18 protein-coding genes and 1 pseudogene are annotated in these 18,161 nt (G+C 61.1%); 15 read left to right on the top strand and 4 right to left on the bottom strand.

Annotated features, from left to right (window positions below; translation table 11 throughout):
* From ACQ4W6_RS11505 to ACQ4W6_RS11440, 14 genes are all read left to right on the top strand, one after another.
* On the top strand, window positions 1–1,236 hold the full coding sequence (locus ACQ4W6_RS11505) for a type II secretion system F family protein (RefSeq protein ID WP_436567322.1): 1,236 nt from the start codon (window positions 1–3) through the stop codon (window positions 1,234–1,236).
* A complete protein-coding gene (locus ACQ4W6_RS11500; protein WP_436567321.1) occupies window positions 1,236–1,742 on the top strand; it encodes a type II secretion system protein in 507 nt (168 codons plus the stop codon). The genes ACQ4W6_RS11505 and ACQ4W6_RS11500 overlap by 1 nt, the downstream gene beginning before the upstream one ends.
* Window positions 1,743–1,805: 63 nt before the next feature.
* Window positions 1,806–2,276, top strand: coding sequence for a type IV pilin protein (locus tag ACQ4W6_RS11495; protein ID WP_436567320.1), 471 nt, complete (start codon window positions 1,806–1,808; stop codon window positions 2,274–2,276).
* A gap of 103 nt (window positions 2,277–2,379) precedes the next feature.
* A complete protein-coding gene (locus ACQ4W6_RS11490; RefSeq protein ID WP_436567319.1) occupies window positions 2,380–2,961 on the top strand; it encodes a pilus assembly FimT family protein in 582 nt (193 codons plus the stop codon).
* Entirely contained in the window at window positions 2,948–3,514 is a 567-nt protein-coding gene (locus ACQ4W6_RS11485) for a type IV pilus modification PilV family protein (RefSeq protein ID WP_436567318.1), read from the top strand. The genes ACQ4W6_RS11490 and ACQ4W6_RS11485 overlap by 14 nt, the downstream gene beginning before the upstream one ends.
* Window positions 3,511–4,413 carry a prepilin-type N-terminal cleavage/methylation domain-containing protein gene (locus ACQ4W6_RS11480; RefSeq protein WP_436567317.1) on the top strand — a complete coding sequence of 301 codons (903 nt, stop codon included), beginning with the start codon at window positions 3,511–3,513 and terminating at the stop codon, window positions 4,411–4,413. The genes ACQ4W6_RS11485 and ACQ4W6_RS11480 overlap by 4 nt, the downstream gene beginning before the upstream one ends.
* 5 nt (window positions 4,414–4,418) lie before the next feature.
* Complete coding sequence (locus ACQ4W6_RS11475; RefSeq protein WP_436567316.1) at window positions 4,419–4,847, top strand: agglutinin biogenesis protein MshP; 429 nt, start codon at window positions 4,419–4,421, stop codon at window positions 4,845–4,847.
* Window positions 4,848–4,975: 128 nt separating this feature from the next.
* On the top strand, window positions 4,976–5,923 hold the full coding sequence (locus tag ACQ4W6_RS11470) for an agglutinin biogenesis protein MshI (RefSeq protein WP_436567315.1): 948 nt from the start codon (window positions 4,976–4,978) through the stop codon (window positions 5,921–5,923).
* Window positions 5,920–6,594 (top strand): MSHA biogenesis protein MshA, encoded by a 675-nt coding sequence (locus ACQ4W6_RS11465; protein WP_436567314.1) that lies wholly within the window; start codon window positions 5,920–5,922, stop codon window positions 6,592–6,594. The genes ACQ4W6_RS11470 and ACQ4W6_RS11465 overlap by 4 nt, the downstream gene beginning before the upstream one ends.
* Window positions 6,594–7,268, top strand: coding sequence for a type II secretion system protein M (locus tag ACQ4W6_RS11460; protein WP_436567313.1), 675 nt, complete (start codon window positions 6,594–6,596; stop codon window positions 7,266–7,268). Before ACQ4W6_RS11465 ends, ACQ4W6_RS11460 begins: the two co-directional genes overlap by 1 nt.
* A complete protein-coding gene (locus ACQ4W6_RS11455) occupies window positions 7,253–7,663 on the top strand; it encodes an MSHA biogenesis protein MshK (protein ID WP_436567312.1) in 411 nt (136 codons plus the stop codon). Before ACQ4W6_RS11460 ends, ACQ4W6_RS11455 begins: the two co-directional genes overlap by 16 nt.
* 38 nt (window positions 7,664–7,701) lie before the next feature.
* On the top strand, window positions 7,702–9,474 hold the full coding sequence (gene mshL / locus ACQ4W6_RS11450) for a pilus (MSHA type) biogenesis protein MshL (RefSeq protein ID WP_436567358.1): 1,773 nt from the start codon (window positions 7,702–7,704) through the stop codon (window positions 9,472–9,474).
* Entirely contained in the window at window positions 9,474–10,376 is a 903-nt protein-coding gene (locus ACQ4W6_RS11445; protein ID WP_436567311.1) for an ExeA family protein, read from the top strand. The genes mshL and ACQ4W6_RS11445 overlap by 1 nt, the downstream gene beginning before the upstream one ends.
* A 17-nt stretch (window positions 10,377–10,393) precedes the next feature.
* Window positions 10,394–11,458 carry a tetratricopeptide repeat protein gene (locus ACQ4W6_RS11440; protein WP_436567310.1) on the top strand — a complete coding sequence of 355 codons (1,065 nt, stop codon included), beginning with the start codon at window positions 10,394–10,396 and terminating at the stop codon, window positions 11,456–11,458.
* Window positions 11,459–11,527: 69 nt separating this feature from the next.
* Here the strand turns inward: ACQ4W6_RS11440 and ACQ4W6_RS11435 are convergent, their stop codons facing one another.
* The 3 genes and pseudogenes from ACQ4W6_RS11435 to ACQ4W6_RS11425 all read right to left on the bottom strand — a co-directional run.
* Entirely contained in the window at window positions 11,528–13,738 is a 2,211-nt protein-coding gene (locus ACQ4W6_RS11435; RefSeq protein ID WP_436567309.1) for an OsmC domain/YcaO domain-containing protein, read from the bottom strand.
* A gap of 118 nt (window positions 13,739–13,856) precedes the next feature.
* Window positions 13,857–14,960 carry an HD-GYP domain-containing protein gene (locus ACQ4W6_RS11430; RefSeq protein ID WP_436567308.1) on the bottom strand — a complete coding sequence of 368 codons (1,104 nt, stop codon included), beginning with the start codon at window positions 14,958–14,960 and terminating at the stop codon, window positions 13,857–13,859.
* 43 nt (window positions 14,961–15,003) lie between these two features.
* Window positions 15,004–15,546 (bottom strand): annotated as a pseudogene (locus ACQ4W6_RS11425) (aminotransferase class I/II-fold pyridoxal phosphate-dependent enzyme); the annotation flags it as partial.
* Between the two features lie 289 nt (window positions 15,547–15,835).
* Here ACQ4W6_RS11425 and ACQ4W6_RS11420 point away from each other — a divergent pair.
* Window positions 15,836–16,999: a pyridoxal phosphate-dependent aminotransferase gene (locus ACQ4W6_RS11420; RefSeq protein ID WP_436567307.1), complete on the top strand. Its 1,164-nt coding sequence runs from the start codon at window positions 15,836–15,838 to the stop codon at window positions 16,997–16,999.
* A gap of 47 nt (window positions 17,000–17,046) precedes the next feature.
* Here ACQ4W6_RS11420 and ACQ4W6_RS11415 read toward each other — a convergent pair.
* A protein-coding gene (locus ACQ4W6_RS11415; protein ID WP_436567306.1) for an IS3 family transposase occupies window positions 17,047–18,134 on the bottom strand; the annotation gives its coding sequence in 2 pieces (ribosomal slippage) (window positions 17,047–17,882 and window positions 17,882–18,134; 1,089 coding nt in all).
* Window positions 18,135–18,161 lie beyond the last annotated feature (27 nt).

The following is an 18,161-nucleotide window of genomic DNA, read 5'->3' as shown; positions in this document are numbered from 1 at the left end:
GTGGCGTTTTTTGCTTACAAGGCGCGCAATGCCCAGGGTGAACTGCTGACCGGCGTGATGGAAGGTGCCGACAGCGGCGCCGTGGCCGATCAATTGATGGCCGGCGGCATCACGCCCGTCGACATCAGCGCCACCAAACAGACGGTGACGGGCGCCGGCGCCAGCAAATTGAACTGGTGGGACAAGCTGACGGAGAAAAAAGTCACGCCCATGGACGTGCAGCTGTTCAGCCGCCAGCTGTACACCTTGCTGAAAGCGGGCGTGCCCATCATGCGCGGCCTGGCCGGCTTGCAGGAGTCCGCCATCAGCCCCGCCTTTGGCCGCATCATCAAGGATGTGCGTGAGTCGCTCGATGCGGGGCGCGAACTGTCGGCCGCCATGGCGCGCCACCCCGAGGTATTTACGCCGTTTTACCTGTCGATGGTGCGCGTGGGCGAGATGACGGGGCGCCTCGATGAAGTGTTCCTGCGCCTGTTCGACCACCTGGAATTCGACCGCGACATGCGCGCGCGCGTGAAAACGGCGACGCGCTACCCGACCTTCGTCATCATCGCCATGATTGGCGCCATGGTGATCGTGAATCTTTTCGTCATTCCCCAGTTCGAAAAAGTGTTTGCCAGTTTCCACGCGGAATTGCCTTTGATGACGCGCATCCTGATCGGCACCTCGCGTTTCATGACCGAATACTGGCCCATCTTGCTGCTGCTGGCGGCGGGCGGCTTTTTCGGCTGGCGCGCCTGGCTGCGCACGAAAGAGGGCCTGTACAAGTGGGACCGCGCCAAGCTGCGCTTGCCGATCGCCGGCAAGATCATCCTGAAGGGCACCATGGCCCGCTTTGCGCGCAGCTTTGCGCTGTCGAGCACCAGCGGCGTGCCCATCGTGCAGGCGCTGACGGTGGTGTCGCAGACGGTCGACAATACTTATCTGAGCGCGCGCGTGGAGCAAATGCGCGATGGCGTCGAGCGCGGCGAAAGCATCTTGCGCACCTCGGTGGCGGCGAACGTGTTTACGCCGGTGGTGCTGCAGATGATCGCCGTGGGCGAGGAATCGGGCTCGCTCGACGAGCTGATGGACGAGATCGCGGACATGTACGAGCGCGAAGTCGATTACGAGCTGAAGACCCTGTCGGCGCAGATCGAACCAATACTGATTGTTTTCCTCGGCGCCATGGTGCTGGTGCTGGCGCTGGGCATCTTCCTGCCGATCTGGGACCTGGGCCGGGCGGCCCTGCACTGATGGCTCTGCCTTCCCGCCAGCGCGGTTTTACCCTGTTCGAGCTGGCGGTGATGGCGGCCGTGTTCGCCATCCTGGTGACGGTTTTCCTGAACCGCGTCAGCTACTACCAGCAGCAGGCGCAGCAGGTGGCCGTGGCGCAAATGCTGGGCGTCTTGCGCACCAGCTTGCGGGTGCAGGTGCTGCACCTGTACCTGGCGGGCCAGCGCGCGCAGTTGCCGGCGCTGGCGCGGCAGAATCCGTTTGACTGGCTGGTCGACAAGCCCGCCAATTACCTGGGCGGGTTCGATGCGCCCGATCTCGATAAATTGCCAACAGGAAATTGGTTATATGACAGGAAAGAACAGATAATCATCTATTTGTTGAATAATGGCACTATCTTTTCCCGTATGAGGGTTGATGCAGTGAAATTTAAGGTAATCTTGCCGGGTACAGACGCGGATGTTGAAAAGTTCGCCCAGCAACCCGATATCGTGGTGTGGAAAACGCCGGACTCGGTAGCAAACTGAGTGCGGCGCAGCGAAATTTTCATGTTGTAGTTTGATGTTTTTAATTGATTTTAGAGAGATGGTATGAATAAATCCTTACGTAATTTGAAGAGCGGCGCGCAGGCGGGTTTTACCCTGATCGAGCTGGTGGTTGTCATCGTCATCCTGGGCATCCTGGCGGCAACGGCAATTCCCAAGTTCATCGACATGTCGACTGATGCGCGCGTGGCCAAGATGCAGGCGGCCGCTGGCTCCATGAAGGCTGCCGCGGCGCTGTACCATGCGCAGTGGCTGGTCAACGGTTCCGACGATACAAAGACGGTCAATATGGATGGCAAGGTTGTCGCTGGCAAGTTTGGCTACCCGACCGTTGCCGGTATAAAAATTGCTGCAGGCTTGGTAGCGACTGACTATGGTTTGACGGGTGGAACTGTAACAGTGGATACGGCTACGGTTGCTTCCCGTGCAAATTGCTCCGTGGTCTACACTGCACCGGGCGTACTTGGCAATGCACCGGGAATCGTGCTCAACGCAACTACCACTACGTGTAAGTAACATTGCACTGTTTGCAAGGAATGCCAGGCATCGCCCGGCCTTCCTTGCGCACCACCAGCCCAACCCAGGCGTCAGCCAGTTGGGCTTTTTTACGGGCCATCCCTTGCCACAGTCACAGTCACCGACAGACTACCCGCTTCCTGACGCAGGGCCGCAAGGCCAGCTGCGGCGCCCGGGTGCGCGCGGCTTCACGCTGATCGAGCTGGTGGCCGTGCTGGTGATCGCTGGCCTGATGGCCACCTTTGCCGCCTCGCGCTTTTTCCAACGAGAAACTTTTGATGCACGCAGTTTCAGCGATCAAGTGGCCAATATCGTGCGCTATGGGCAAAAGCTTGCGGTAGCGCAAAACCGTCCTGTGTTTGTGCGCATCGATGCCGACAGCGTGGCCGTATGCTTTACGCCCGCCTGCGATACCCCGGCCAGCCGCACCGTGCCGCCCGCAGGCAGCAATAGCGGCAGCAAGGAAACCCTGGCCGCGTGCGGTGGATGGAGCAACTGGCTGTGCGAAGGGCGGCCAGCGACGGCAACGCTGTCGAGCGCCGCCAGCTTTTATTTCGACCCGCTGGGCCGTCCCTATTACACAGCCTACGGCGATTTTTCCAAGGTATTGGTCCTGGCCGTGGCGGGCGGCGGGCAGCAATACCCGATCAATGTGTCACCGGAGACCGGCTATGTGTACCGCTAGGCGCGTTGCCGCCAGGCGCGCCCAGGCTGGCGTGAGCCTGATCGAACTGGTGCTCTTCATCGTCATCGTGGGCGTGGCAGTGACTGCCATCTTGGGCGTGATGAGCTTGACGACGCGCAACAGCGCCGACCCGCAAATGCGCAAGCAGGCGCTGGCCATTGCGGAAGGCATGCTCGACGAGATTGAGGGTGCGCGGTTTACCTTTTGCGCGGTGGACGACCCCGCAGCCGAGACGGCAACTGGCGTGGCCGACTGTGCTGTCGCGGAAGCAAACGGAATACAGAGTGCCGCCACGCAGCGGCCTTACGATAATGTCAACGATTACGTAGGCAAGGACGGCAGCGCCATGACGTATGCCACGGATGTGGCCGGTAATCCATTTTCAGCCATTGCCGGTCAATATGCGGCGACGGTGAGCATTAATTCCATTGCGCTGAACGGTATCACGGCGCCCAATGTGCTGCATATTCAGGTCAGCGTTGCTTATGGCGACAAGCAGCAGGTCGTGCTCGACGGCTACCGCACGCGCTACGCGCCGAACAGCATCCCATGATGATCTCTTTTCCACTGCACCGCGCGCGCGGCTTTACCCTGGTGGAGATGATCATCGTGATCGTCATCACCGGCATCATCGGCACCATGGTGGCCATGTTCATTCGCCTGCCCGTGCAAGGCTATATCGACGCCAATGCCCGCGCCGACCTGGCCGACCTGGCCGATACCGCCACGCGGCGCATCGTGCGCGACGTTCGCCTTGCCCTGCCCAATAGTGTACGCGTCAGCGCGGACGGGAAGTACCTGGAACTGCTGCTGACGAAATCAGGCGGCCGCTATCTGTCGGAGGACGATCCACCAGGTCTCGGCGCCGTGCTGGCGTTCAATGCCGTCGATGCTGGCGTGAATGCGAATCAATTTACCATCGTCGGGAACCCGCCTGCGCTCGCGCCTGGCGACTTTATCGCCGTCTACAATATGGGCGATAACTTGCCCGATGCCTATGGCTGTGCCGTCAATGCCGACGCCTGCAATCTGGCGAAGGTGGCCGCTGTCAGCGGGGCGTTGGTGACCATGGAGAACAATCCTTTCCTTGCGCAGGCGCCGTTGAAGAAGTTTCCTTCGCCATCGCATCGTTTCCAGGTGGTGACGACGCCTGTCAGCTATGTCTGCGATCCGCTGGCCGGGACCTTGACGCGCTATTCGGGCTATACCATACAGGCGACGCAGCCGCTCGATGCAGCGGCGGCGCCGTTGTTAGCCGCCCCCGTGCGTGCCTTGCTGGCGCAAAAAATCTTGCCAAATGCTATCGACGGGACGAAAGGCTGCTTTACCTACGAGGCATTGAAAAATGTACCGCGCGGTCTGCTCAGCATCGTGCTGAGCCTGGGCGCGCAGAACAGCAATACGGGAACGCTGCGCCTGGTGCAGCAGGTACAGGTCAGCAATACACCATGAACGCCATGACAAGATTTCCCTTGCGCCGCATGCGCGGTTTCAGCCTCGTCACGGCCATTTTCCTGCTGGTGGTGCTGGCGGGCTTGGGCGCGGCGATGGTGAATATTTTCACCATGCAGCAAGTTGAATCGGCGCTGGATGTGCAGGGCGTGCGCGCCGAGCAGGCCGCGCGCGCGGGCCTGGAGTGGGGCTTGTATCGGCAGTTGATCGATGGACAATGCGTTCCCAGTACGTCGTTTGCCTTGCCTGCCGGCACATCGCTGTCCACCTTTAGCGTCAGCGTGCAGTGCAGCCTCGGCACCGGCCCCGGTTCCCTGCGCAGCTGGACCATCACGGCCACAGCTTGCAACCAGCCGGGGGCAGGCGGCTGTCCGAATCCGCAGAATAATGCCGATTATGTGCAGCGCCGCTTGCAGGCGGTTCTCGCAGACTAAAGGTGACTGGAAGAAAAAATCGCTAATTTGTTGTTTTTACACAATAAAATTGGTTTCATGAATTAAAATTGGTTCGATGCATTAACTGCGCGACAAGATCGGGCAGGCACTTACACTGGATAGTTCGCATGGGTTTATTCGCAAGAGCAAAGAAATACGATGGCTGGATGGCGACGTCGTTCGGCCGCGACGGCGTCAGCGCCGTCGTGGTCGAGCGTCCCGCCGGCGGCATGCCGCGCGTGCTGGGCGCCAGTTTCCATGCCGCTGCGCGGCCCGCGCCGGCCGAGGCGCTGGAAAAGCTGGGCAAGGAATTACAGGCCGCGTCGCGCCACTGCTGCACCGTGCTGGCCGGCGGCGAATACCAGTTGCTGTCGCTGGAAGCGCCGGCCGTGCCGCGCGAGGAATTGAAGACGGCCGTGGGCTGGCGCCTGAAGGACATGCTGGACTTTCCCCTGGCCGACGCCACCATCGACGTGTTCGACATCCTTGGCGACCCTAACGCCATCCAGCGCGGCAGCAGCGTGTTTGCCGTCGCCGCGCGCAACGGCGCCGTCTCGCGGCGCCAGGCGCTGTATGCCGAATGCAAGATCGGGCTGTCCGTGATCGACATTCCCGAGATGGCGCAGCGCAATATCGCCAGCTTGCTGGAAACGCCGGGACGCGGCATCGCCGTGCTGTCTTTTGATGCCGACGGCGGCTTGCTAACCATGAGTTTCAATGGCGAGCTGTACCAGGCGCGCCGCATCGACGTGACGCTCGCGCAATTGCAGTCGCCCGACGCCAGCCAGTACTACGACCGCGTCACGCTCGAGTTGCAGCGTTCGTTCGACCATTTCGACCGCCAGTTCCATTTCATTTCGCTGGCCCGCCTGATGTTGATGACGGGTGGCAGCGATGGTTTGCACGGCTACCTGGCCGACAATCTGTACATGCCGGTCGAACGCCTGGACCTGGCCAGCGTGCTTGATTTTTCGCAAGCCGCCGAATTGCGCGACCCGGCCATGCAGGCGCGTTACTTCCTGGCCCTAGGCGCAGCCTTGCGCGAGCAGGGCAAGAGCGAAGGGAAGGGCGCATGAGCCAGCAGATCAATCTGTTCAACCCCCAGTTCGAACAGAAAAAACACCATATGTCGGCGCGCACGGCCAGCCTGGGCCTGGGCGGCTTGGCGCTGGGCTTGCTGCTCTTGAGCGTGCTGGGCCAGCGGTCGCTGGCGGACCTGGAACAGCGGGAAGCGGGCGTCAAGGCGGCGCTGGCGCAAGTCGAGGCCAAGCGCGACCAGATCGTGCGCGATTTTCCACCGCGCAAGAAAGATCCGGCACTGGCGCAGGAAGTGGCGGCCGCCGAGGCGCAGCGCCAGTTGCTGCAGGATGCGTCGGCCGTGCTGGCCAGTGGCGAACTGGGCAATACGCTGGGCTATGCCAGCTACTTTCGCGCCCTGGCGCAGGGCAGGCTGGAAGGCGTCTGGCTGACGGGTATCAGTATCGCCGGCGCCGGCAATGACATCGGCTTGCAGGGCCGCGCCTTGCATGCCTCGCTGCTGCCGGCGTATATCACGCGCCTGGGCCAGCAGGATGACCTCAAAGGCAAGAGCTTCGCCAGCCTCGACATCGGTCCGCCGGCGCCACCAGCGGTGGCCGTGGCCGAGACCAGGGCGCCGAGCGTGCCGACTGTGCCCTATGTGACGTTCAGCCTGCAAGCATCAAGCCAGCCGGCGGCGTCCAGCACGCCAGCGGCAGGAACACATTGATGCTGCCATTGCTGAAAAAATGGGCCACCGCCTTCGACGCGCTGGGCTTGCGCGAACGGGGAATGGTCTTTTGTGCAGGTGCGGCGGCGGTGCTGTTCGTGTTTTATTTCATGTTCTTCGCCCCGCTATTGGCGAAACGCGCGGCGCTCGATGCGAGCGTTGCGCAAAAGCAAAATCTGCTGCTTGCCACCAACAAGGAAATCGAACTGGTCATGCTGGCCCACGCTACCGACCCGGACCGCGATGCGCGTGCGCGCCTGGCGGCCCTGCTGGCCGAAACGGCGACCCTGAAGCAGGCGCTGCGCCAACAGCAGCATGGCCTGGTGGCGCCCGAACGCATGGTCACGCTGCTGGCGCATTTGCTGCGCCAGCATGCCGGGCTGCGCGTGGTTTCGCTGAAAACCTTGCCTTCCAGTAACGTGGGGGAATCGAAGGCGGCAGCCAGCAACGATGCCGCAGCCAAGGCGCCCGCCCCCTTGCTGCACCGGCACGGCGTGGAGGTGGTGCTGCAAGGCAGTTATGCCGACATGGTGGACTATATGCAGGCGCTGCAATCCATGCCGACGCGGGTGTTTTGGGGCAAGGCCCAGCTCGCGGCGGAAACCTATCCGGGCGCCACCCTGACCCTGACTTTATATACCCTCAGCATGGACGATACATGGATCGCACTCTGACGACAGTGAGCACTGGCCGCGCGCTGCGCCGCTGGGCGCCGCTACTGCTCAGCCTAGCCTGGCCGGGCGCGCAGGCGCAGGTGCCGCAAACCCAGGCTGACCCGACGCGCCCGCCAGCGGCCCTGTGGGCACCCGCCAATGCTGTACCTGCCGCCGCGGCGCAGCCGCAGTTGCAATCGGTGCTCATTTCCACCCAGCCGGGCGGGCGCCGTGTGGCTGTCATCGACGGCCAGGTGGTCAAAGTGGGCAGCAAGGTGGGCGACGCCGTGGTGATGGAGATCCGCGACACGGCCGTGCTGCTCGGCCGTGGCAAAGCGCAGCGCACCTTCAAGCTGTATCCCAGCAGCAAGACCGACAACATGAGCGGCGGCAAGACCGGCCGCCAGCAGGAGTAGACGAAGTGGCCAAGCAACTCAATCAACACAAGGCGAGCATGTTCAAGATCAGTACGATGGCGGCAGTCATCAGCGTCAGCCTGGGCCTGGGCGGCTGCAATGTCGCACCCGTCAAGCGCGATACCTATAATGCGATTACCGATGCCGTCAAGGGCGCGGCGGCCACCACCACGCCGGCGGCCCAGCCGGACGCCGTGGAAGCGGCGCTGCTGCCGCCCGTCGCGGCCCTGGCCCAGCAGTTGCCGAAAGCCCGCGCCGCGCTCGACGAGCGCTTCAACGTGGCCTTCAACAATGTGCCGGCGCGCCAGTTTTTTACTTCCATCGTGGCCGGCACGCGCTACAACATGCTGGTCCATCCTGACATCGGCGGCACGATTTCCGCCAATTTGAAAGATGTGACCCTGTTCCAGGCGCTCGACGCCGTGCGCGAGCTGTATGGCTACGACTACAAGGTCGAGGGCACGCAGATCTATATCAAGCCCCTGAGCATGCAGACGCGCTTGTTCCACGTCAACTACCTGACGGGCGCGCGCAAGGGCATGTCGAACTTGCGCGTCTCGTCGACCTCGGTATCGTCGGTGGGCGCCACCACTTCGGGCGGCAGCGGCAGCGGCAGCAATGGTAGCAATAACAACAATAACAACGGCACGCAAAACGCGGGCGCCCTGGTGCCAGGCGAAGACAGCAGCAACGTCACCACCACGTCGAACGCGGATTTCTGGAGCGAGCTCAAGCTGTCGCTGGATGCCATCGTCGGCAGCAGCGACGGCGGGCGGCAAGTGGTGCTCAGCCCGCAATCGGGCGTGATCGTCATCCGCGCCATGCCGGAAGAGTTGCGCAATGTCGCCATGTACCTGAAGGCAACGCAATTGTCCGTCGACCGCCAGGTCATCCTGGAAGCGAAAATCCTCGAAGTGCAGCTCAACAGCGACTTCCAGACGGGCATCAACTGGGCCTCGTTTGCCTCCATCAAGAGCGGCCACACGAACCGCATCTCGACCGGCTTCATCCAGCCGGGCGGCACGCTGGCGCCATTGCCGTTCACTGGCGGCCAGCCGGCCAACATGACCAACGGCAGCGGCTTGACGGCCAGCAGCGGCTTTGGCCTCAGTTCGGCGGCAACGGCGGCCGGCTCCATGTTCGGCCTGGCTTTCCAGACGGCAAACTTTGCCGCCATGCTGACGTTCCTGGAATCGCAGGGCACCGTGCACGTGCTGTCGAGTCCGCGCATCGCCACCATGAACAATCAGAAGGCCGTGCTGAAAATCGGCACCGACGAGTTCTACGTGACGGGCGTGTCGACCACCACCAATACCACGGCCAGCGGCGCTACCACCAGCCCCAACGTGACCTTGCAACCCTTCTTTTCCGGCGTGGTGCTGGATGTGACGCCGCAGATCGATGCCGATGGCAACATCATCCTGCACGTGCACCCGTCCGTCAGCCAGGTTACCACCGTCACCAAGGAAGTCGACCTGGGCAGTGCCGGATCGCTGAAACTGCCGCTGGCCGCCTCCAGTACGTCCGAGATGGACAGCATGGTGCGCAGCCAGGATGGGCGCATCGTTGCCATCGGCGGCCTGATGCGCCAGGCGACGACCTCGGACCGCTCGCAAGTGCCTGGCGCGGGCGATCTTCCCGTGCTTGGCGCGCTGTTCCGCAACACGGGGCAGGTGATACAGAAGCGTGAACTGGTGGTGCTGATCAAGCCCACCATCGTCGATGGCGCCAATAGCTGGAACGAAGACTTGCTCGATTCGGGCAAGCGCATCGAGGCGCTCGACCCGCGCCGTCCGTCGGAGCGGCGCTAATGTACCAGGCCCATTTCGGCTTGCGCGAGGCGCCGTTCGGCCTTACGCCCGATACGAGTTTCTTTTTCAATGGGCCGCAGTCGCAAAAGGCGCTTAACACCTTGCTGGTGGCGGCGCGCAATGGCGAGGGCTTCATCAAGATCACGGGCGAAGTGGGAACCGGTAAAACCTTCCTGTGCCGCAAGTTCATGCAGTCGCTGGGCCCCGATTTCGTCACTGCCTACATCCCGAATCCGAACTTGCCGGCCCGTTCGCTGATACTGGCGCTGGCAGACGACCTCGATGTGTTGCTGGAGAAAGATGCTGATCAGCATCAATTGCTTAAATCGCTCAACTTGCGCCTGCTCAACCTGGCGGCGCAAGGCAAGCGCGTGCTGCTGTGCCTGGACGAAGCGCAGGCGATACCCGTCGACAGCCTCGAAGCGCTACGCTTGCTGACGAACCTGGAAACGGAAAAGCGCAAGCTGCTGCAAATCGTGCTGTTCGGCCAGCCGGAACTGGACGTCAAGCTGGCCCTGCCGGAAATCCGCCAGCTGGCGCAGCGCATCACCTTTCACTACCACCTGGGACCTTTGTGCCGCGACGACGTGGATTTTTATGTGGCGCACCGCCTGCGCGTGGCCGGTTTCGACGGCGCGCGCCTGTTCAGCCGCGGTGGCGTGGCGCGGCTGTACCAGGCTTCCGGCGGCATCCCGCGCCTGATCAATATCATGGCGCACAAGGCGCTGATGGTGGCGTATGGCGAAGGCAGGCAGCAGGTCAGCGCCCGCCACGTGGCGCTGGCAGCCAGTGATACCCTGGCTAGCAAGCGGCACTTTTGGCTGCGGCCGTGGCTGTGGCTGGTCGGCGCCGGCGTGCTGGCCGCCGCCTGCGCCGTGAGCTGGACCTTATTGAACCGATGACGAAGATGAGCCTGTAGATGAGCCTGATTAACAAGATGTTGCAAGACCTCGATGCCCGTGGCACCCCGGACGCAAGCGGCGACGCGGGCGGCATCCGCTCGGTGCCCGAACGCGAGCGGGGCGTCTCGCGCGCGCTGGTGTTTGGCGGCGCGGCCGGCCTGACGGCCGCCGCCATCGCCCTGGGCTGGGTGTATTGGCAGCGCCCGGGCGTGCCCCCCGTGCTGGTCAGCGTGGCCAGTACGCCAGCGGCGGTGGCAGTGCCTGTACCGGTTCTTATGCCAGTAGCCGTGCCTGCACCCGCCCCGGTAGCCGCAGCGCCGGTGGCGCCGGAGCCAGTGTTCCAGGCCGAAGAAACGCCGGCGCACGACAAGGTGCGTGCTGCCGAGCTGCGCCGCATTACAGGGCAGCCAGCCCGGCGGGCGCCCGCGCCGGTGGCGAAAGCGCCGACGCCCGCTATCGCCAGCGAACGTATCATTGATGGGAAACAAGTCACGCCGCAGCAGCGCGTGGAGAATGAATACCGGCGCGCGCTGGGCCAGTTGCAAGATGGCCGCGTGTCCGAAGCGATGGCCGGCTTGCAGCAGACCTTGCAGCTCGACCCGCGCCACCAGGGCGCACGCGAAACGCTGGTGCGCCTGTTGCTCGAAGCGCAGCGCCCGGACGACGCGGCGCGCCAGTTGCAGCTGAGCCTGGTTTTGGATCCGAAACAGCCGGCGCAAGCGATGATGCTGGCCCGTTTGCAGTTCGATAAAGCCAACGGTGGCCCGGCTGCGCTCGACACCCTGATGCGCAGCCTGCCATACGCGGCCGACAGCGGCGACTACCGCGCCTTCCTGGCGGGCGTCCTGCAGCGCGAGCAGCGCTACCGCGAAGCGGCGGAGCAATACCAGCTGGCCCTGCAAGCGGCGCCCGACAACAGCGTCTGGTGGATGGGCCTGGGGATCGCCTTGCAGGCGGACCAGCACCCAGCCCAGGCGCGCCAGGCGTTCGAGCGTGCCAAGGGCTTGCAAACCCTGTCGCCCCAGTTGCAGGCGTTTGTCGAGCGCAAATTGCTGCAGTTGACGGCAGCGACGGCCAAATAAGCTGTGCCAGGGCTGGCGCGCATTGCTGCAGACCAGCCCTGACCCCCGCTCCTGCTCTTACCTTTACTTTTACTTCTGGCTGGCGTTGGCCGCCCAGTTGGCCCGCGCCACGTGCAATTTCCTGAAGCTGTCGATCAGGCGCTGGTGCCTGTCCAGCCCCCCCAGTTGCATGCTCGCTGGCGTCAAGCCGAAGAAGCGCACGCTGCCGTCCACCGACCCCATCACCGCATCCATGCGGGCATCGCCAAACATGCGGCGGAAATTGACCACGTAGTCGTCCAGTTCCAGCGCGTCATCGAGCTGCACTTCCAGCACCACGTTCAAGGCTTGATAAAACAGTTTGCGCTCGACCGTGTTGTCGTTGTACTGCAGGAAGGTTTCCACCAGCTCCTTCGCCTCCTCGAATTGCTGCAAGGCCAGATGAATCAGCAGCTTCAATTCCAGGGTTGTCAGCTGGCCCCAGTCCGTATTTTCGTCAAATTCGATGCCGATCAAGGTGGCGATGTCGCCGTACTCGTCCAGCTCGCTATTCTCCAGGCGCTCCAGCAATGCTTCCAGGCTGGCATCGTCCAGGCCATGCAAGTTCAGGATGTCGGCGCGGAACAGCAGCGCCTTGTTGGTGTTGTCCCAGATCAAATCTTCCACCGGATACACTTCCGAATAGCCAGGCACCAGAATGCGGCAGGCGGTGGCGCCCAACTGGTCATACACGGCCACGTACGCCTCCTTGCCCATGTCGGCGAGTATGCCGAACAGGGTCGCCGCTTCTTCGGCATTGGAATTGGCACCCTGGCCGGAAAAATCCCACTCGACAAAATCGTGATCGGCCCTGGCACTGAAAAAGCGCCACGAGACGATGCCGCTGGAATCGATGAAGTGCTCGACAAAGTTATTCGGTTCCGTCACGGCTTCACTGGCAAAGGTGGGCTGGGGCAAATCGTTCAAGCCTTCAAAACTGCGGCCCTGCAGCAATTCCGTCAGGCTGCGCTCCAGCGCCACTTCCAGGCTTGGGTGGGCGCCGAACGAGGCAAACACGCCGCCGGTGCGCGGGTTCATCAGGGTGACGCACATCACCGGGTAGACGCCGCCCAGCGATGCATCCTTCACCAGCACGGGAAAGCCTTGCTCTTCCAGCGCCTGTATGCCGGCCAGGATGCCCGGGTATTTCGCCAGCACCTCTTGCGGCACATCGGGCAAGGCGATTTCACCTTCGAGGATTTCGCGTTTGACGGCCCGTTCGAAAATTTCCGACAGGCATTGCACCTGCGCTTCGACCAGGGTATTGCCAGCACTCATGCCATTGCTGACGTAGAGATTTTCGATCAGGTTGGTGGGGAAATACACCACTTCGCCATCGGACTGGCGCACATACGGCAGCGAGCAGATGCCGCGCTCAGCATTGCCGGAGTTGGTGTCGATCAGGTGCGCGCCGCGCAGCTCGCCATCGGGATTGTAGATTTCCAGGCAATATTCATCGAGGATCCCGGATGGCAGCGCATCCTTGCGGCCAGGCTTGAACCAGCGCTCGTTCGGGTAATGGACAAATGGCGCGTTGGCGATGTCTTCGCCCCAGAAGCTGCCGGCGTAGAAATGGTTGCAGCTGAGCCGCTCGATATACTCTCCCAGGGCCGAGGCCAGGGCGCTTTCCTTGGTCGAGCCCTTGCCATTGGTAAAACACATGGGCGAGTGCGCATCGCGGATATGCAGCGACCACACATTGGGAATAATATTGCGCCACGAAGCGATTTCAATCTTGATACCCAGGCCGGCCAGCAATCCTGACATATTCGCGATGGTCTGCTCCAGCGGCAGATCCTTGCCCGCAATATAGGTGCAGGAGCCAGGCGCCGGATTCAAGCTCAGCAAGGCTTGCGCGTCGGCATCGAGATTGTCGACCTCTTCGATGACGAACTCGGGCCCGGCCTGCACCACCTTTTTCACCGTGCAACGGTCGATCGAGCGCAAGATGCCCTGGCGGTCCTTGGCGGAGATATCGGCCGGTAACTCGACCTGGATCTTGAAAATCTGCTGGTAGCGGTTTTCCGGATCGACAATATTGTTTTGCGACAGGCGGATATTTTCGGTAGGAATATTGCGTGTATCGCAATACAATTTCACGAAGTAAGCGGCGCACAAGGCCGATGATGCCAAAAAGTAATCGAACGGACCAGGTGCCGAGCCGTCGCCTTTGTAGCGGATGGGCTGGTCGGCTATGACCGTGAAATCATCGAACTTGGCTTCTAGACGAAGCTTATCGAGAAAGTTGACCTTAATTTCCATGGGAATCCAATATAGTGCAAAAAGTGAGCTAGGCGCTATTATCCGTGCTTTCCGCCGTACGGCATAGGCTGTTGACTGCGCCACGCCATCCCAGCGTCGTCCAGTAGCGTACAGCAGCCTACAGGCGCGCCTCGTCGCCCCATACATGGCGCATGCTGAAGTGCAGGCCCGCATCGTCCTCATGCAGAGCGGAAACGATGGCGTAGCGGCTGTCTGCCGTGTCGCGCGGGGGCCGTTGCGCCAGTTCGGTGGTGGCCAGCGGCGCGCCTTGCGGGTCGCTGAGCGGATGCACGTGGCCAGCGCCCCGTTGCGTCACCACGCCCAGCTCGCCACTGCGCAGGCGCACCAGCGTGCCGGGCGGATATTTCCCCAGCACTTTGACGAATTGCTCGCCCAGCAGCGGGTCGACGGGCATGCCCGGGTCGAGGAAGATGTGCTGCAGCGCCTGGTCGGGCAGGATGGAGCGGCGGTAGTTGCGCGCCGAGACGCGGGCGCAATAGCGGTCGGCCAGGCCGATCAGCTTGGCATTTTGCAAGATTTTATCGGCCGTGCACCCTTGCGGGTAACCGCTGCCGTCGTCATTTTCATGGTGCAAGAGCACGCAACTGAGCCATTCTTCGTCAGCGACACCGGCGCAGCGCAACAGTTCCGTGCTTTCTTGCGGATGCTGGCGCACGATACGCATTTCCTCGTCATTCAGGGGGCCGCGCCGGTACTGGAAACTGTCGTGATGGTGCAGCATGCCCACGTTCATCGTCAGCGCGGCCGCGCCGATCAGCAGCAGTTCATCGTGGGCCTTGTGCATGCCGCGCCCCACCAGCATGGCCAGCAGTGCCGTTTCGATGCAATGGCGCACGGCATAGCTGCCGGCGATCTGGTTGAGCATGATGCTGGCCAGGGAAATGTCGGCGTCGTGTTCGAGCGCGCGCAGCAGTTCGCGGGCGATGTCGCGCACGTCGCGCTCGGCATTGTTTTCGCTGCGCAAGTCCAGCAGAAAGCGTTCCAGGCGCTGCGCCGCTTCGTTGAGCAGGCGCAAGACGGAAGGCTGGTCCGGCGCGCCCACGTACAGGCCCAGCTGCAACAAGCGCCCCAGCTGCGTGCCGTCCGTGATGATCTGCCCCTTGTGCAGTTGCGGCCCGGCACTATGGTCAGCCAGGAACAGATCCCAGGGCAGGGGTTCGCCGGGAACCAGGTCGGCCGTAGCGATGCGACGCTGTACCATGCTGTTGTCCGTTTCTTCGTGCTGCCAGGGCAGGGCAGGAAGGTTAAATCGTGCGCAGGCGCTCCAGTGCCAGTTGCAAGGTCTCGTCCTGCTTGGCAAAACAGAAACGCACGATGCCCGATTCCTTGCCCTGCGCATAAAACGCGGACACGGGAATGGCAGCGACCTTGATGTGCGTTGTCAGCCATTCGGCGAACTGCGCCTCGCTGTCTTGCGAAATGGCATCGTAGCGCACGCACTGGAAATACGTGCCATCGGCCGGCAGCAGGGTAAAGCGGCTGCCCGCCAGGCCGTCGCGGAACAAATCGCGCTTGCGCTGGTAAAACGCGGGCAAGTCCAGGTAGGGCTGCGGGTCAGCCATGTAGCCGGCCAGACCGTGCTGCATCGGCGTGTTGACGGTAAAGACATTGTATTGGTGCACCTTGCGAAATTCTGCCGACAGCGCTTTTGGTGCCGCCACATAGCCCACTTTCCAGCCCGTCACGTGATACGTCTTGCCAAAGCTGGAAACGATGAAGCTGCGCGCCGCCAGTTCAGGGTCGCGCGAGAGTGAGGCGTGCGGCACGCCGTCGTAGACCATGTGCTCCCGATCTATACGGAGCGGAACACTATATGAATATGCTAATTCATTGTAAACATTGATCATAAAGTTCCATCTAGTGCTCATACACTAGATGGATGGAAAGTAGGCCATTCTTCCATCTAGTGTCAGCATATTTCAAACCACCTCGTGGCGAACTCCCAGCGCCGCGCGCCAAACTTTCTATATCAGGGGCGAGCCGCTGGGTTCATCAGGAGGAAGCAAAACATCCGGTGCGGCCTGCATGTGCCTCGTTCATAATATACTGTGAGCCAGATGAATAAAGAGAACAAACATGAGTATTGACGTTCGAACACCTATTCTTAGTACGAAATTGCCCGATGTTGGCACAACTATATTTACGGTAATGTCCACACTAGCAGCAGAGAAAGGCGCTGTCAATCTGGGGCAAGGCTTTCCTGACTTTGATTGCGATCCACTCCTGGTAGACGTAGTGACTGAAGCGATGAAGCAAGGCTTGAACCAATACCCGCCCATGACCGGTGTTCTGGTGTTGCGGGATGCCATCGCGTTAAAAATAAAAGCTTTATATGGGCGCGACTACAACCCTGCCAGTGAGATCACCATCACGGCGGGCGCCACACAAGCCATCATAACGATCATTCTGGCCGTGGTTCATGCGGGTGACGAAGTGATCGTGCTTGAGCCTTGCTACGACAGTTACGTCCCCAATATCGAATTGGCAGGCGGCGTACCGGTGCGTGTGCCATTAACGCCCGGTACCTTTAGGCCCGACTTTGAAAAAATCTCAGCCGCTATTACCGCCAATACCCGCGCCATCATCGTCAACTCACCGCACAACCCCAGCGCCACGGTCTGGACCAAAGTCGACATGCTCAAACTGCAAGACATTCTGGCGGCCACTGACGTACTCGTTATTAGTGATGAGGTTTATGAGCATACCGTTTATGATGGCCTACAACATCAAAGCGTCGCTTGCTTTCCAAGGCTGGCGGCGAGGTCTTTCGTCGTATCAAGTTTTGGCAAGACGTATCATGTGACCGGCTGGAAAGTTGGCTATGTGGCGGCACCCGCTTCGCTGAGCGCCGAATTTCGCAAGGTGCATCAATTCAATGTTTTTACAGTCAACACCCCCGTGCAATACGGGCTGGCGTCTTACATGGCTAACCCTCAACCGTATCTAAGCCTGCCCGTCTTCTACCAGCGTAAGCGCGACCTGTTCCGCGAAGGACTCGCGCGCACCAAGTTCAAATTGCTACCCAGCGAAGGCACTTATTTCCAATGCGTTGACATCTCTGCTGTAAGTGATTTGAGCGAGACCGAGTTCTGCAAATGGCTCACCACCGACATCGGCGTGGCGGCCATTCCGATGTCGGCGTTTTACGGCAATGGCTTTGACCAGCGCGTGGTGCGTTTCTGCTTTGCCAAGAAAGACGAAACACTGAATACTGCACTTGAACGGTTAGCCAAGTTGTAGGGTAATCCGGTAATCCCCCCATTTTTAGAGCACGCTAAAAGTAGAGGTTAAGCGGCCAGGGTGAGTTTCTGTTTTGGTGTGATGCCGTCAAGTGCCATGTTGGGCCGGTCGTGATTGTAAGTCCACAGCCAGCGGGTTGCAAAATCCTGGATTTCATCGAGCGTTTCAAACAGGTGATGAGCCAGCCAGTCGTAGCGCACAGTGCGGTTGTAGCGTTCGACATAGGCGTTCTGCTGCGGCTGTCCGGGCTGGATGAAGTTGATGCGGATTCCGTGCTTTGCCGCCCAAGCCAACGTCACGGCGCTGATGTACTCCGGGCCGTTATCGCAGCGAATGACCTGGGGTTTGCCACGCCATTCGATGATCCTGTCGAGGGAGCGGATGACACGCTCGGACGGCAGCGAAAAATCGACCTCAATGCCGAGCCCCTCACGGTTGTAATCGTCGATCATGTTGAACAACCGGATGCTACGGCCATCGGCCAATTGGTCATGCATGAAGTCCATCGACCAAGTGTCGTTGATCTGCGTGGGCACTGCCAACGGCAGCGGCTTCTCCCGCACCAGACGATGGCGCGGCTTGATCCGCAGATTCAGTTCCAGCTCGCGATAGATCCTGTAGACGCGCTTGTGGTTCCATTTAAATCCCTTCACGTTACGCAAATACAGGAAGCATAGGCCGAAGCCCCAGTTGCGCTGATTGTTGGTCAGGCGCACCAGCCAGTTGGCCACGATGGCGTTTTCCGCATCGAGCTTGGCACGATAGCGATAGCAGGTCTGGCTGATGCCAAACGCCTGGCAGGCCAGTCCGATTGTGGCTGAGCGCTGGGCCACCGCCCATTGCGCCATCTCCCGCCGTTGAGATGGCGCTACCACTTTTTTGTGAGGGCCTCCGCGACTATCTCGGCCTTCAAACGTTCTTCGGCATACATCTTCTTCAGGCGCCGGTTCTCGTCCTCCAGCTCCTTCATGCGGGCCATCAGCGAGGCGTCCATGCCGCCGAACTTGGAGCGCCACTTGTAAAAGGTGGCGTTGCTGATGCCATGCTCGCGGCACAGCTCAGGGACAGGGGAGCCAGCTTCGGCTTGCTTGAGGATGGCGATGATCTGGCTATCGGTAAAACGGGACGTTTTCATGCAGAACTTTCAAAAATCTGAGTTTGG

The sequence above is a fragment of the Janthinobacterium woesei genome, assembly GCF_051380875.1.
Classification (GTDB): Bacteria; Pseudomonadota; Gammaproteobacteria; order Burkholderiales; family Burkholderiaceae_D; genus Janthinobacterium.
Note: the sequence above shows the minus strand (reverse complement) of the source record. Positions and strands in the feature narration are given on the sequence as shown.

Coding starts and splice junctions, on each gene's coding strand:
- ACQ4W6_RS11495 (WP_436567320.1), top strand. CDS start 1,806: ATGAATAAATCCTTACGTAATTTGAAGAGCGGCGCGCAGGCGGGTTTT.
- ACQ4W6_RS11485 (WP_436567318.1), top strand. CDS start 2,948: ATGTGTACCGCTAGGCGCGTTGCCGCCAGGCGCGCCCAGGCTGGCGTG.
- ACQ4W6_RS11430 (WP_436567308.1), bottom strand. CDS start 14,960: ATGGTACAGCGTCGCATCGCTACGGCCGACCTGGTTCCCGGCGAACCC.
- ACQ4W6_RS11460 (WP_436567313.1), top strand. CDS start 6,594: ATGCTGCCATTGCTGAAAAAATGGGCCACCGCCTTCGACGCGCTGGGC.
- ACQ4W6_RS11480 (WP_436567317.1), top strand. CDS start 3,511: ATGATGATCTCTTTTCCACTGCACCGCGCGCGCGGCTTTACCCTGGTG.
- ACQ4W6_RS11420 (WP_436567307.1), top strand. CDS start 15,836: ATGAGTATTGACGTTCGAACACCTATTCTTAGTACGAAATTGCCCGAT.
- ACQ4W6_RS11475 (WP_436567316.1), top strand. CDS start 4,419: ATGACAAGATTTCCCTTGCGCCGCATGCGCGGTTTCAGCCTCGTCACG.
- ACQ4W6_RS11435 (WP_436567309.1), bottom strand. CDS start 13,738: ATGGAAATTAAGGTCAACTTTCTCGATAAGCTTCGTCTAGAAGCCAAG.
- ACQ4W6_RS11440 (WP_436567310.1), top strand. CDS start 10,394: ATGAGCCTGATTAACAAGATGTTGCAAGACCTCGATGCCCGTGGCACC.
- mshL (WP_436567358.1), top strand. CDS start 7,702: ATGTTCAAGATCAGTACGATGGCGGCAGTCATCAGCGTCAGCCTGGGC.
- ACQ4W6_RS11445 (WP_436567311.1), top strand. CDS start 9,474: ATGTACCAGGCCCATTTCGGCTTGCGCGAGGCGCCGTTCGGCCTTACG.
- ACQ4W6_RS11455 (WP_436567312.1), top strand. CDS start 7,253: ATGGATCGCACTCTGACGACAGTGAGCACTGGCCGCGCGCTGCGCCGC.
- ACQ4W6_RS11465 (WP_436567314.1), top strand. CDS start 5,920: ATGAGCCAGCAGATCAATCTGTTCAACCCCCAGTTCGAACAGAAAAAA.
- ACQ4W6_RS11500 (WP_436567321.1), top strand. CDS start 1,236: ATGGCTCTGCCTTCCCGCCAGCGCGGTTTTACCCTGTTCGAGCTGGCG.
- ACQ4W6_RS11470 (WP_436567315.1), top strand. CDS start 4,976: ATGGGTTTATTCGCAAGAGCAAAGAAATACGATGGCTGGATGGCGACG.